Origin of the sequence: Corynebacterium sp. ACRPH (assembly GCF_022347285.1) — a bacterium.
In the GTDB taxonomy this organism is placed as follows: Bacteria; Actinomycetota; Actinomycetes; order Mycobacteriales; family Mycobacteriaceae; genus Corynebacterium.
This window is the reverse complement of sequence record NZ_JAKRND010000015.1, coordinates 25,601-39,315: the sequence shown is the minus strand read 5'-3', so window position 1 is coordinate 39,315 and position 13,715 is coordinate 25,601. Positions and strand designations below refer to the sequence as shown.

12 protein-coding genes are annotated in these 13,715 nt (G+C 64.8%); 3 read left to right on the top strand and 9 right to left on the bottom strand.

What is annotated here, in order from left to right:
• Positions 1-59: 59 nt before the first annotated feature.
• Together MHX66_RS08450 and MHX66_RS08445 are read left to right on the top strand one after the other, a co-directional pair.
• On the top strand, positions 60-1,310 hold the full coding sequence (locus MHX66_RS08450; protein ID WP_239202253.1) for a folate-binding protein YgfZ: 1,251 nt from the start codon (positions 60-62) through the stop codon (positions 1,308-1,310).
• Positions 1,311-1,535: 225 nt separating this feature from the next.
• Positions 1,536-1,790 carry a DUF3073 domain-containing protein gene (locus MHX66_RS08445; protein WP_239202206.1) on the top strand — a complete coding sequence of 85 codons (255 nt, stop codon included), beginning with the start codon at positions 1,536-1,538 and terminating at the stop codon, positions 1,788-1,790.
• 110 nt (positions 1,791-1,900) lie between these two features.
• Here the strand turns inward: MHX66_RS08445 and purM are convergent, their stop codons facing one another.
• The 3 genes from purM to MHX66_RS08430 form a co-directional block, all read right to left on the bottom strand.
• Entirely contained in the window at positions 1,901-2,992 is a 1,092-nt protein-coding gene (gene purM / locus MHX66_RS08440; protein ID WP_239202204.1) for a phosphoribosylformylglycinamidine cyclo-ligase, read from the bottom strand.
• Positions 2,993-3,009: 17 nt separating this feature from the next.
• Positions 3,010-4,482, bottom strand: a complete 1,473-nt coding sequence (purF, locus tag MHX66_RS08435; RefSeq protein ID WP_239202251.1) for an amidophosphoribosyltransferase — start codon at positions 4,480-4,482, stop codon at positions 3,010-3,012.
• A gap of 110 nt (positions 4,483-4,592) precedes the next feature.
• Positions 4,593-4,973 (bottom strand): sterol carrier family protein, encoded by a 381-nt coding sequence (locus tag MHX66_RS08430; RefSeq protein ID WP_239202202.1) that lies wholly within the window; start codon positions 4,971-4,973, stop codon positions 4,593-4,595.
• 133 nt (positions 4,974-5,106) lie between these two features.
• Here MHX66_RS08430 and MHX66_RS08425 point away from each other — a divergent pair, with 133 nt between their 5' ends.
• Entirely contained in the window at positions 5,107-6,162 is a 1,056-nt protein-coding gene (locus MHX66_RS08425) for an acyl-CoA thioesterase (protein WP_370646292.1), read from the top strand.
• 97 nt (positions 6,163-6,259) lie between these two features.
• Here MHX66_RS08425 and purL read toward each other — a convergent pair whose 3' ends face one another.
• The 6 genes from purL to MHX66_RS08395 form a co-directional block, all read right to left on the bottom strand.
• Positions 6,260-8,689 carry a phosphoribosylformylglycinamidine synthase subunit PurL gene (gene purL / locus MHX66_RS08420; protein ID WP_239202200.1) on the bottom strand — a complete coding sequence of 810 codons (2,430 nt, stop codon included), beginning with the start codon at positions 8,687-8,689 and terminating at the stop codon, positions 6,260-6,262.
• 31 nt (positions 8,690-8,720) lie between these two features.
• Positions 8,721-9,392 (bottom strand): phosphoribosylformylglycinamidine synthase subunit PurQ, encoded by a 672-nt coding sequence (purQ, locus tag MHX66_RS08415; RefSeq protein ID WP_239202198.1) that lies wholly within the window; start codon positions 9,390-9,392, stop codon positions 8,721-8,723.
• The gene (gene purS, locus MHX66_RS08410) at positions 9,393-9,647 is read right to left on the bottom strand and encodes a phosphoribosylformylglycinamidine synthase subunit PurS (protein ID WP_034986132.1); all 255 of its coding nucleotides are present in this window, start codon (positions 9,645-9,647) and stop codon (positions 9,393-9,395) included.
• Positions 9,648-9,727: 80 nt separating this feature from the next.
• Positions 9,728-10,462, bottom strand: coding sequence for a DUF2334 domain-containing protein (locus MHX66_RS08405; RefSeq protein ID WP_239202196.1), 735 nt, complete (start codon positions 10,460-10,462; stop codon positions 9,728-9,730).
• Positions 10,463-10,530: 68 nt separating this feature from the next.
• Complete coding sequence (locus MHX66_RS08400; protein WP_239202194.1) at positions 10,531-12,768, bottom strand: S9 family peptidase; 2,238 nt, start codon at positions 12,766-12,768, stop codon at positions 10,531-10,533.
• A gap of 50 nt (positions 12,769-12,818) precedes the next feature.
• A complete protein-coding gene (locus MHX66_RS08395; protein ID WP_239202192.1) occupies positions 12,819-13,712 on the bottom strand; it encodes a phosphoribosylaminoimidazolesuccinocarboxamide synthase in 894 nt (297 codons plus the stop codon).
• Positions 13,713-13,715 lie beyond the last annotated feature (3 nt).

The following is a 13,715-nucleotide window of genomic DNA, read 5'->3' as shown; positions in this document are numbered from 1 at the left end:
ACGTTTTACAAGCCCCATAGAGTGCCGCCATTGGCATGCCAGCCCCGCCCCGTCCTACGATGGGTGGTGTGTTTGATCTGACTCACAGCCCGATCGTCGACCACGCACCTGCCGCCAGCGCACTGTCTGGCAGTGAGGCCGCCGAAGTTTCAGAGGCACCGGAAGCTCAGAGCAGCGCCACTGCCTGGCACTACGGCAACCCCCTCACCGAGCAGTCCCGCGTAAACGACGGCAAGCCCGGCCTCGTGGATTTTTGGGATCGCGTGGCCATCCGCGTCTCGGGTGCGGAGCGTCGCGATTGGCTCAACAACTTGATCTCCCAGAAGGTCAACGCCATCGAGCCCGGCCAGGCCACCTTCGGCCTGATCCTCGACGTGAAAGGCCACGTCGAGCACTTCTTCGGAATCCTCGCCACCGACGACGCGCTGATCCTCGACACCCCAGCCACCCACGCCGACGCACTCGAAGACTATCTGAGCAAGATGGTCTTCTGGTCGCAGGTCTCCGTCGAGCGCCTGCCGTGGGCGCGGCTCACGGTGATCGGCACGGACCTCGCCGCGGATTCCTCGCTCTTTACTGTTGACACCACATCCTCCGCCGCCCTGCCCACTCAGCTGAACTTCGACGTTCCGGAAGATGTGGATCTGCAACTGTGGAGGACCAGGAGTATCGGCGAGCTCCAGGCTCTCGACCTGTGGGTTCCCCGCGAGAGGATAACCCGCGCCTGGGATGAGCTGACTCATGTCGCCCAGCCCACCGGGCGCATGGCCTACGACGCATTCCGCGTGCAGGCACGCCTGCCGATCCTGGGCGTGGATACCGACGAGCGCGCCATCCCCCACGAGGTCCCCGCCTTCATCGGCAAGGGAATCAGCGGCGCCACCCAGCTGGACGACGTTTCCGCCGGTCCCACCGAGGCTGCCGTACACCTGAACAAGGGCTGCTACCGGGGGCAGGAGACGGTTTCCCGAGTGCATAACCTGGGCAAATCCCCGCGAGTGCTGGTGATGCTACACCTGGACGGATCCGCCAATCGACTGCCCGGCGTGGGTGCCGAACTCACCGCGGGTGGCCGCGGAATCGGCCGGGTCGGATCCAGCGTGCACGACTGCGACTACGGGCCGATCGCGCTGGCTTTGGTGAAGCGGAATGTGGTGGAGAAGGTGGCGTCCGAAAACGGCGACGTACCCCCGCTACTCGCCGATGGGATCGACGTATCGATCGACCCCAGCGACCTTGCGAATGCAGCGGGAGACAACTCGATCCGACCGGGGCGAGCGGCGATCAACCGGCTGCGCGGGAAAAATTAGAAAACCCTCACATTGGCTTGACCCCCTTGGCTGCGCAATAACAGCGCAGGTCACAGGAGGCATTCGGCGTGGAAACCCCCGCGCCTACGTCTTCGGTGGGAGGGGGCTTTTGGGAAAAAATGATTGCTAACCGCTATGGTGTAGGGCAGGAAGAAACTTAACTTGTAAACGAAAAGGGTGGCCGAACTCCCGCGCCACTCGAGGACACCGCAAGGGGGTCAGGCCATGGGTCGCGGCCGTGCCAAGGCAAAGCAAGCCAAGGTTGCTCGTCAGTTGAAGTACAATGCTCCGGAAATGGATCTGGAGAGGCTGCAGAGGGAACTCTCTGGCCAGTCGCAGAACCGGGGTTCCGGTTCCCGCGGCGGTAGCGAGTACGACGAGTACGAGGATGACTACAGCGATTTCGCTGCAGAATACGACGACTACAGCGACGAGTACGCCGACGACTACGAGGACAAATACTCCAACGGGTCGCGGTAAAAGCCAACCTATTCACTAAAAACTCCCGCAGCTGGTGCTTTTTGAAAAGCACAGCGCGGGAGTTTTTCTTGGCCTGAGCCCCGTTGGGGCCCAGTTCAGCCAACTTAGATCTAGTTCACGGGGCTGCGGTACTCGCCATCCAGGATCGCGCCGGACTGGCCGTCCTGTGCCGGGCGAACCTCGCCCAGGCGCCAGGCATCGATGTGGCGGGCGGTCAGCATCGCCAGTGCGCGCTCGGCATCATCTTCCGCCACTACGGCGACCATGCCCACGCCCATGTTGAAGGTCTTCTCCATCTCCTCCTGTGAGACCTGGCCTTCCTCCTGGATCAGGCGGAAGATCGGGCCAGGGGTCCAGGAGGAACGCTCCAACTCCGCGACCAGGCCGTCCGGGATCACGCGCCCCAGGTTGGCGGCCAGACCACCGCCGGTGATGTGGGCGAAGGTGTGAACGTCACACTCGCTGGCCAGCTTCAGGCAATCGAGGGCGTAGATGCGGGTGGGCTCCAGCAGCTCCTCCCCCAGCGTGCGGCCGAGGGATTCGACGTGCCCGTCCAGCGGCAGCTGCTTGGTATCCAGCAACACGTGGCGCGCCAGGGAGTAGCCGTTGGAGTGCAGGCCGGAGGAGGCCATGGCGATCACCACGTCACCCGGTCGCACGCGATCCGGACCCAGCAGGTTGGCCTCTTCGACCACGCCGACAGAGGTGGCGGAGACGTCGTACTCGTGCGGCTCCATCACGCCCGGGTGCTCAGCGGTCTCGCCGCCCAGCAACGCACAACCGGCTTCCTCACAGCCCGCGGCGATGCCGGAGACGATGCTGGCAACGTGCTCTGGCACGACCTTGCCGATGGCGATGTAATCCTGCAGGAACAGCGGCTCGGCACCGCAGACCACCAGGTCATCCACACACATGGCGACCAGGTCGCGGCCGATCGTATCGTGCTTGTCCATAGCCTGGGCCACGGCCAGCTTGGTGCCCACGCCGTCGGAGGACGCAGCCAACAGCGGCTTTTCATAATCCCCCAGCGCGAACAGGCCGGCGAAGCCACCGAGGTCGCCGCGCACCTCGGGGCGGGTGGCCTTCTTAGCCAGCGGTGCGAAAAGCTCTACTGCGCGATCGCCGGCCTCAATGTCTACACCGGCAGCAGCGTACGATGCGCCCTCTGCCTGCTTCGGGGTGTTATCGGGGTGCTCACTCATGGCTTGTCCTTGCTTTCCTAATTCTTCGCCTGCTGCTTCAGCATCGTTTCTACCAATGCCGTGTTCGGGTTGTCGCTCGGCATGCCCAGCGGGAACACGCCGTCGAAGCACGCCGCGCACAGCTCATCGCTGCTTTGTTGTGACGCCTCAATCATCGCCTCGGTAGAAACGAATGCTAGGGAGTCCGCGTCGATCTCCCGGCGAATTCCCTCCACCGGATCCGAAGGATCCACATTATTCGCAATCAACTCGGTGGGCGAGGCGAAGTCGATGCCGTAGAAACACGGCCACTTTACGGGCGGCGAAGCAATGCGAACGTGCACTTCCTTCGCCCCGGCCTCACGCAGCATCTTAATCAGCGCGCGCTGGGTGTTTCCGCGGACAATGGAATCGTCCACCACGACCAGGCGCTTGCCCTCGATGACCTCACGCAGGGGGTTTAGCTTCAGGCGGATACCCAGTTGGCGGATGGTCTGCGAGGGCTGGATGAAGGTGCGCCCCACGTAGGCGTTCTTCATCAACCCCTGGCCAAAGGGAATGTGCGAGGCCTGGGCGTAACCCACCGCCGCGGGCGTACCGGACTCCGGCACGGGAATCACCAGGTCGCCCTCCGCCGGAGCCTCCTCGGCCAGCTTGCGGCCGATCTCCAGGCGGGTGCCGTTCACCGACCGGCCGCGGATGACGGAATCCGGGCGAGCCAGGTAGACGTACTCGAACACGCAGCCCTTGTGCTTCGTCTCCGCAAAGCGGCGGGAACGCACGCCGTCGCCGTCGATGGCCACCAGCTCGCCCGGCTCGACATCGCGGACGAAACGCGCGCCCACGATGTCCAGCGCCGCGGTTTCGGAAGCAACGACCCAGCCGCCGCTGGCCAACTGGCCGATGGACAGAGGGCGCACGCCCTGCGGGTCTCGAACGGCGTACAGTGCGTCACCATCGGTAAACAGCACGCAGAAGGCGCCCTTGACCTTGGGGAACAGCTCCATGGCTGCTTCCTCCACGCCGTGCCCCTCGCGGGTGTCGGCGGCTAGCAGGGCGCACATGACCAGCGAATCAGAGGGGTTGTCCTTCGGATCCACCAGCCCCAACCGGGCGGCCTCCTGGGTGAGCTCGCGGTGATTCACCAGATTGCCGTTGTGGCCCAGAGCCACGTCGGTTCCGTCGGGTGCCATGCGGAACATGGGCTGCGCGTTCTCCCAGCTATTACCACCAGCGGTGGTGTAGCGGTTGTGCCCCATGCCGATGTGGCCCTTGAGGGCCTCGAGCGACTGCTCGTCAAACACCTGACTGACCAGACCCAGATCCTTGAACACGACGATCTGGTCGCCATCCCCCACCGCGATACCCGCGGCCTCCTGGCCTCGGTGCTGCAGCGCGTACAGGCCGTAGTACGTCAGCTTAGAGACGTCCTCCCCCGGCGCCCATACCCCGAATACGCCACATTCCTCCCGGGGCTCGGTTTCGCCTCGGTCGTCGAACGGGCTCAGCAACGGTTCTGCCTCTGCTTGTTTTCTCTGGCCTTGAATGTTTGCCACTATGCCGACTCTACTAGCCCATCCGCACTAACCCAAAGGGATGCCCTTTCGCCGGCTGAGCGACCTCACATTCTCAACAGTGGAAGGTGCTTGGCGATGGCGGAGGCGCGGGTGCCGGAAGTGTCGGCGTCCGAACCAGAAAGATCCTCAACCCCCACCACCAAGCGCAACCACGTAATCGGTGAGCACTGCACCACATTGGGCGGAGTGCCACGGCGATGCTCCAGGCCCGCGATGCACTGGACGGCGGCAAAGGGAGGAATGCGCACCTCGACGGAATGGCCGGGGGCCAGCTCCTCCAGGACAGCCGCGGACAGGCGAACCGCCGCAGCTACGTCGGCACGTGGCGGACGCGGCTGCTCCGCGGGGTTATTCACCCAAGGCAATACCGCTTCAACGGCGTTGCGAGCAACGGCGGATAGTTCCGGGCCATGTAAATGCTTCATGCCTGGGAATTGTAGTGCGGAAATTGTAGTGCTCTAACGAACGCCGAAGTGTGGGGCGCGTTAGTATTGGGGAGTTGAACACAAAAGAAGTACAGGGAATTTAGTACAGGGATTTTAAGGAAGGCAGTGACCCGTGGCGGACAGCGCAGAAAACACCACCCCGAGCGAGCACAATGCATCTGATAACACGGCGGAGGCTCCCCAAGAGCGCAGCCCAAAGGTGACGCTGCGCTTTCTCGCCGCTCCGACGGACGTGCTGATGGCAGGGGCGATGGGCGTACACGGCGGGCGCGTACTGGAGTGGATCGATAAGGCCGCCTACGCCTGCGCCGTCGGCTGGGCTCAGTCTTATTGCGTTACCGCCTACGTGGGCCACATCCACTTCACCCGCCCGATCCCCTCGGGCCACATGGTGGAGGTCCGCAGCCGCATCGCCTACACCGGCCGCAGCTCCATGCACATCGTCAACGAGGTGCTGTCCGCCGACCCGCGCGAGGGCGTGTTCACCCGCGCCTGCGACTGCCTGGTGATCTTCGTCGCCCTGGACGAAAACGGTAAGTCCAAGCAGATCCCCTCCTACGTGCCGACGACCGACGAGGAAAAGCGCGTGGAAGATGCCGCGCTTTCCCGCATCCAGCTGCGCAAGGCCATCGAAGAGGAGATGCTGCGCCAGACCTACACCGAAAAGTCCACCGCGCCGGAGCTGGTGAACCGGTTCCTGGCGAAGCCGACGGACGTGAACTGGGGCGGCAACGTGCACGGTGGTACCGCCATGGAATGGATCGACGAGGCGGCCACCGCCTGCACCATGCAGTGGACCGGTGAGCGCACCACCGCGGTGTACGCCGGTGGCATTCGCTTCTACCGCCCGGTGCACATCGGTGACCTCGTGGAGGTGGATGCACGCCTGGTGCGCACCGACGAGCGTTCGATGACGGTGATGGTGCACCTGCGCGCGGGCGACCCGCGCGAGGGCAAGGGCAACCTGCCGGTGGCCATCCACGCATCCATGACGTACATCGCCATCGACCTGGACGGCAACCCGCTGCAGGCACGCAAGTACACGCCGGTGACCAGCGAGGATAAGCGCCTGGAGGAGCACGCCGCCACGCTGCGTAACCTGCGCAAGGAGTTCCTGCCGCGGCCGCTGGTGAGCCCCAGCAACCGCGACTTCCGCTTCGTGGAGTAACGCCCGGGGAGCCGGGCGCTACTCCCGCCCGCTGCATGCTCCGCACGGCGCATAGCAAAAGGGGCTCTAGCTCTTCAGCGCCTTACTCTTCGGCACCTTAGATGACGGAGTTGTTGCCTGCCGCGTGGCTAAACAGCGCGGGCAGCGTGGACGTCCACGCATTCTCGGCCGCCTCCAGGGCGATAACGACGTCGAAGTCCTCGTCGTGCTCCTTGGCCGGGTCAAGCTCGACCTCCCCGCCGAAGGGCAGCACCGGGTACACGCCGGAGCCAAAGCGAATGACCGGCTGGTCTGCCGCGTCGTTCACGCCGGTCAGGCCGATCCAGCCGCCGGTCAGGCCGGTCTCAGCCAGTTCGCGCATCAGGTCGCCGTAGTCCTCGCTGCGCACTGCCAGCAGCACGCGGGAGGCAGTCTCGGAGAACAGCCCCACTGCCGCCTGCTGAGCCAGCGTGCGACCTTCCACGGCGGCGGACTCGTGCTGGCTGAGCATCGGGTTCACGGCCACTCCGCGGCCGGACTGGATTGCCAGCTCTACGACAGCTTGCGACAGGCCGCCCTCGGAGAGGTCGTGGGCGGCGACGATCTTGTCGCGCTGCGCGGTGATGAAGGCGCCCAGGCGCTGCTCCACGGACAGGTCCACCTGCGGCGGCATGCCGGCCAGCTCGTCGTGGACGACCTGCTGCCAGATGGAGCCGCCGAGCTCCCCGCGGGTTTCCGCGCCCACCAGGACCAGGTGGTACTCCTCCTGCTTCTCCCCCTCGGCAGCCGGCTTCGGCAGCTGCTGTGGAATTCGGCGAGCGCAGTCGTCGATGGTGCCCAGCACCGCGATGACCGGGGTCGGCAGAATGGCGGTGTCGCCGGTCTGGTTGTAGAAGGAGACGTTGCCGCCGGTGACCGGAATGCCCATCTCCTTGCAACCATCGGCCAGGCCGTGCACGGCCTCGCGGAACTGCCACATCACGCCCGGATCCTCCGGGGAACCGAAGTTCAGGCAGTTGGACACTGCCACCGGAGTGGAGCCCGTGACGGAGACGTTGCGGTAGGCCTCAGCCAACGCCAGCTGGGCGCCAGTGCGGGGATCCAGGCGGGTGTAACGGCCGGAGGCGTCGGTAGAAACGGCGATGCCGCGACCGGTCTCCTCGTCGATGCGCAGCACGCCCGCGTCCGCGTCCTTGGCCGCAACAGTGTTGCCGCGCACGTAGCGGTCATACTGCTCGGTAATGAACTCGCGGGAGCACAGCGCCGGGGAGGCCGCCAGGTCCAGGATCTGTTGGCGAACCTCCTGGGAGGTCTCCGGCAGCTCCACGCCGCGGGCCTCGTTCAGCTCTTCCTGCTCCGCCGGGCGCTCGTAGGGGCGCTCGTAGACCGGACCTTCCTCAGCCATGGTGTGCGCCGAAGCGTCCACCACGATTTCACCGCAGTGTTCGATGACAAGGTGCTCGCCGTCGGTCACGCTGCCGATGTCGGAGGCCAGCACGTCCCACTTGCGGCAGATCTCCATGAACGCATCCACGTTCTCCGGCTCCACGACGGCGCACATGCGCTCCTGCGACTCGGAGGACAAGATCTCCGCGGCGGTCATGCCCTCGGCGCGCAGGTGCACATTGTCCAGGTTGATGTGCATGCCGCCGTCGCCAGCGGAAGCCAGCTCTGCGGTGGCACAGGAAAGCCCGGCGCCGCCGAGGTCCTGAATACCCACCACCACGTTGGCGCGGTACAGGTCCAGGCAGCACTCAATCAGTACCTTCTCCGCGAAGGGGTCGCCCACCTGCACGGCGGGCAGCTTGCGCTCTGCGCCTTCCTCAAAGGTGTCCGAGGCCAGCACGGACACGCCACCGATGCCGTCCAGACCCGTGCGGGAGCCGAAAAGGATCACTCGGTTGCCCGTGCCAGAGGCGAAGGCCAGCTTGAGGTCTTCGGTCTTCAAAGTGCCCACGCACAGTGCATTTACTAGCGGGTTACCCGCGTAGGTGGCGTCAAAAACAGTCTCGCCGCCAATGTTCGGCAACCCCAGAGAGTTGCCATAACCGCCCACACCCGCGACCACGCCGGGCAGCACGCGCTGGGTATCCGGTAAGTCGGCCGGGCCGAAACGCAGCTGATCCATCACAGCCACCGGGCGCGCGCCCATTGCCATGATGTCGCGGACGATGCCGCCCACGCCGGTAGCTGCGCCCTGGTAGGGCTCCACATAAGAGGGGTGGTTGTGGGACTCAACCTTGAAGGTCACCGCGTGGCCATCGCCGATGTCAATCACGCCAGCGTTCTCACCGATACCGGCGAGCATCTTGGACTTCATCTCTTCGGTCGTGGTCTCACCGAAGTAGCGCAGGTGCGTCTTCGAGGACTTGTACGAGCAGTGCTCGGACCACATGACGGAGTACATGGCCAGCTCCGCATCGGTCGGACGGCGGCCCAGCAGTTCCTTGATGCGCGCGTACTCGTCGTCCTTTAGGCCCAGCTCGTGATACGGCTGCTCCAGGTCCGGGTTGGCCTTAGCATCGGCGACCGTGTCGTTGTGAATCATGAGGATCGGGTGCTCCTTGTAAGAAGAAAGATTAGGAAACGAGCGTGGACAGAACGGACTGGAACAGCCCCAGGCCATCCAAGGACGGGCCGGTCAGGGTTTCCACGGCGTGCTCCGGGTGCGGCATCAGGCCAACCACGCGACCGTTATCGCTGCACACTCCGGCGATCGAGTTGCGGGAACCATTGTGGTTCTCGACGTAGCGGAACACCACGCGACCTTCACCCTCCAGGCGCTCCAGCGTCTCGTCGCTGGCCTGGAAGCGCCCCTCACCGTGCTTGGACGGCACCAGGATCTTGCTGCCCTCGGCGAACTGGTTGGTCCATGCCGTGGAAGTGTTTTCCACCTCCAGGTAGATGTCGCGGCACACGAAGTGCAGCCCCTCGTTACGGGTGAGGGCACCTGGCAGCAGGCCGGCTTCCTGCAAAATCTGGAAGCCGTTGCAGATCCCCAGCACCGGGGTACCGCGCTCCGCGGCGGCCACCACGGACTTCATTGCCGGGGCGATAGCGGCGATGGCACCGGCGCGCAGGTAGTCGCCGTAGGAAAAGCCGCCGGGGACAACCACAGCGTCGACGTTCTTCAGGTCCTCGTCTGCGTGCCACAGCCCCACCGGCTCCGCACCCGCCAGGCGCACTGCGCGCACGGCATCGACATCGTCGAGGGTGCCGGGGAAGGTGATCACTCCAATGCGGATGGTCACTTACTTAGCCTCCACATCTGCGCCTTCGATAACCACGTCGTAGTCCTCGATCACGGTGTTTGCCAGCAGGTCGGAGGCGATCTTCTCCAGATCCTCGCGCGAGACCCCCTCGCCGACCTCCAGCTCAAAGCGCTTCCCCTGACGCACGTCCTCTACCCCACTGATGCCGATGCGGCCCAGGGCACGAACGACGGCCTGACCCTGCGGATCGAGGATTTCCTTCTTGGGCATAACGTTGACGACAACACGAGCCATGGCTTCTACATTCTCCCAGCTTTGCGGTAATTTCCCGGTAGGTTACCGCCCCATCGTAACACTGCTGGGCGACCGCACCCTTAAGCTACAGATGCCTGCTGGCGTTCCACGTAATCGCAGTAGTTCGCGGACTCGTAGCCGGCCTCGCGCAGCAACTCGAGAATGCGCAGCATATCGCCCGCCACGTCGTCCTTTCCGGCCTTCGCCGCGCTGATGGAAAGGCGGATGTCTTTGCCCTTTGCGGCGCTGCGGCGCGCGCTGTTGAGGACGTTGCGACGCCACCACTTCACCGACCCAAAGCCATCGCCGAACGCGAGCACACGCACCGGATGGCGCTTTTCATTGATGAGGTCCCGGATGGTGTACGCATCCGCCGCGACTGCGAAACCCACCTCGCCGGCGGCCTGCAAAGCGTCCTCCGACGCCAGCCAACGAGTCGGGGCGAAGGCCTTCGGGCTCAACCCGAGAGCATCCAGCTGGCGGGTGGCGGCGGAGAGCCGCAGGGTTGCCTCGTGGCGGCCGAGCCGGTGGAACTCCCCCTTGCCGTGCGCCCCACCCAGCGGCCCGAGCCCGCCGAGCAGCAGCTCGTGGCCGCGGGCAGCGGAATCGTGGAACAGTTCCAGCGCCGCCTGGTCATCCTTCAGCCGCCAGTTCGGCCCCTGCACTGTCAGCACCAAACCGGCGTGCAGGTCCAGCGCCCGCGCTGCATCCCGCATTTTCTCGGCCGCGGTCACCGTGTCCTGGCGCAGACCCGTGATGGTCAACAAAACGCGGGGGGCACGCTGGGCGTTGGGGACGGTCTGTGCGGGGCTCATAGGTACTTAGCCTGCACAACACAGGTGAACGGGAGGTAACACCCGCCCTACATCTGAGCGTCGAGTTGTTAAAGGCTCGCCCCCTCGTCGGACGTGTTCTTCACCAGCAGCTCGGTGGCGCCCATCCTGTCCAGCTCCCAGGCGGTCTCGAAGGCCGCCTGGCGCCACTTGGCATAGCGGCCAGATACGCCGCCGTGGCCGGCCTCCATGTCGATGCGCAGCAGCGTATCCTCGGCCCCCACCTCACGCAGCTTGGCCACCCACTTCGCGGGTTCCACGTACAGCACGCGGGTGTCGTTCAGGCTGGTCACCGCCAGGATCGGCGGATAGGCCAGGTCGGCTGAGACGTTCTCATAAGGAGCGTAGCCCGCCATGTAGTCGTAGACCTGCGGGTCGTGGAAGGGGTCGCCCCACTCGTCCCACTCCGTTACGGTCAGCGGCAGCTCCGGCATGAGCATGCTGGTCAGCGGGTCCACGAAAGGAACCACGGCCTCGATGCCCGCGAAGCGATCGCCCGCCAGGTTGGCCACCGCACCCATCAGCATGCCGCCGGCGGAGCCGCCCTCGGCCACCATCTGCTCGCGGGTGGTCATACCCTCGCGCAGCAGGTGGTCGGCGACGGCCACGAAGTCCGTAAACGTGTTGCGCTTCTCCAGCCCCTTGCCGTGGTCGTACCACAGTCGGCCCATCTCGCCGCCGCCGCGAACGTGCGCGATGGCGTACACCACACCGCGGTCCAGCATGGACAGCCGGAACAGGGAGAATCCCGGGTCGATGCAGTTCTCGTAGGAACCATAGCCGTACAGCAGCACCGGGTTGGCCTGAGTGATGTCCACGTCCGTGCGGTGGATGAGGGATACCGGGATGCGCGCGCCGTCCTCGGCCTTAACCCACAGCCGCTGCGAGGTGTACTGCGCGGGATCGAACTCCCGGCCGTCCGGGTCGGCCAGCACCTGCTGTTCCTTGCGCAGGATTTTCTCCCCCGTCGCCAGGTCGATGTCGTAGATACGCGGCGGAGTCGTGAAGGCAGTGTAGGCCACGCGCAGCACCGGGCTCTCCCATTCGCTGTTGCCGACGGCGCCAACCCCGCAGAGTTCCCCGGGGAACTCGATCCGCTCGAACTCGCCGAAGGCCCGGGAGGAAGAGTCAACGGTCGAGGTGTCGGCGTCACCAAGCTTCATGATGTAGCTGGTCTCCAGCGCATTCTCCCGAGCTTCGAGGACAATGTGGTCGCTGAAGACATCCACGCCCTCCAGGCGCGCGTCCTCGCGGTGCGGCACAAGCGCCTGTACGTCGTCCCACGCGGCAATCTGGCCGGTTGGGTGGTAGCCGAGCTCGCTGTTCGCACCGGTCTTGTTATGCAGCACCAGCCACATGTCCTGGCCGCCCACAACTGCGTGATCCACTCCGTACTCCACGTCGGCTTCGCGCGGGATCACGCAGGTCAGCTCGGCATTCGGATCCTCCAGGTCGAGGTACCACACCTCGCTGGTCATCTTCGAGCCCGTGTGGACCAGCAGGTAGCGCTCGGAGCGGGTGGTTGCCACGCCCGTCCAGAATCGTTCGTCGTCTTCGCGGTACACCAGCTCGTCTTTATCGACGCCCTCACCGACTGTGTGGCGCCAGATCTCGTGCGGTCGCCACGCTTCATCCACGCGCTGGTAGTACACGGTATCCCTGCCTACCCAGGTGGCGCCGTAGAAGACATCCTCGATCTCGTCTTCCAGGTCCTCCCCCGTGGTGAGGTCGCGGATACGCAGGGTGAAGCGCTCGGAGCCGGTCTCATCCACCGAATAGGCCAAGCGCGTGCCGTCCTTGGTCACGCTGGCCGCGCCCAGGCTAAAGAACTCCTTGCCCTCGGCTAGGGCGTTGCAGTTCAGGAAAGTCTCCTCGCCCGGCGCGGGGATGCCGGGCTCAATCGTCGGCGGGGTCCAGTCGTTTTCGTCGGCGATGGGAACGCGGCACATGGTGCCGTAGCTCTTGCCTTCCTCAGTGCGGGAGAAGTACCACCAGCCCTCGGAACGCACGGGCAGGGACATGTCCGTCTCCTGCACCCTCGCCTTAACTTCCTCGAACAGGCGATCCTGCAGGGGCTTGAGGTGCTCCGTCTGCTGGAGGGTCCAGGCGTTTTCCGCCTCTAGGTGCTGGCGGACTTCCGCATTTTCCTTGTCACGCAACCACTCGTAGTTGTCGACGAACTCGCGGCCGTGGAAGGTGCGGGTGTGCGGCACCTGCTTGGCGATCGGCGGGGCCGCGATCGGGTTATTAGCTTTCTGGGGCGCGTCGTTATTAGGCATACGCGCCATGCTACTCAGACAGGACTACTGGGAGCCGAATTGGTTGGGGCTGCAGTCGCCTAGACGCACTGGCCGATCCAGTCGGAGAAGCGCTTGCCGGATAGCTTCTCGTAGGCCTCGATGTAGCGCGAGCGGGTGGCCTCCACCACGGAGCCCGGCAGTGGCGGCGGGGGCGTGCCCTCGGACTTGTCCCAGCCGGACTTCGGACCGGTCAGCCAGTTGCGCACGTACTGCTTATCGAAGCTGGGCTGCACCTTGCCCTCCTCGTAGCCCTCGGCGGGCCAGTAGCGGGAGGAGTCCGGTGTCAGAACCTCATCGGCCAGCACCAGGGTGCCGTCGGCATCCAAGCCGAACTCGAACTTGGTATCGGCGAGGATCAGGCCGCGCTCCTCGGCAATGGCGGCGGCCTTCTTGTAGATCGAAAGGGTCGCCTCGCGCAGCTCGGTAGCGCGCTCCTCCCCCAAAGCCTCAACGACCACGTCGAAGCTCACATTCTCGTCGTGGTCACCCAGCTCGGCCTTAGTGGCCGGGGTGAAAATCGGCTCCGGCAGGCGGGAGGCCTCCACGAGCCCTTCGGGCAGCTCCACACCGCACACGCTGCCGGTTTCCTGGTACTCCTTCAGGCCAGAGCCGGTCAGGTAACCGCGGGCCACGCACTCGAAGGGGATCATATCCAGCTTCTTGCACAGCATGGCGCGGCCGAGGACGTACTCGGGGATCCGCTCGTCATCCAACGCACCGGCCAGGTGGTTGGGGAAATCGATCTCGTCAAAGAAAAAAGCGCTCACGGCAGTGAGCACCCGACCCTTGTCTGGGATCTCAGTATCAAGGACGTAGTCGTAGGCACTGATCCGGTCACTGACAACCATCAGCAGGTTGTCCTCGTCGACTTCGTAGATCTCCCGCACTTTACCTGCGGAATGGTGCTCGTACTCGCACAGTTCTGGACGCATGAG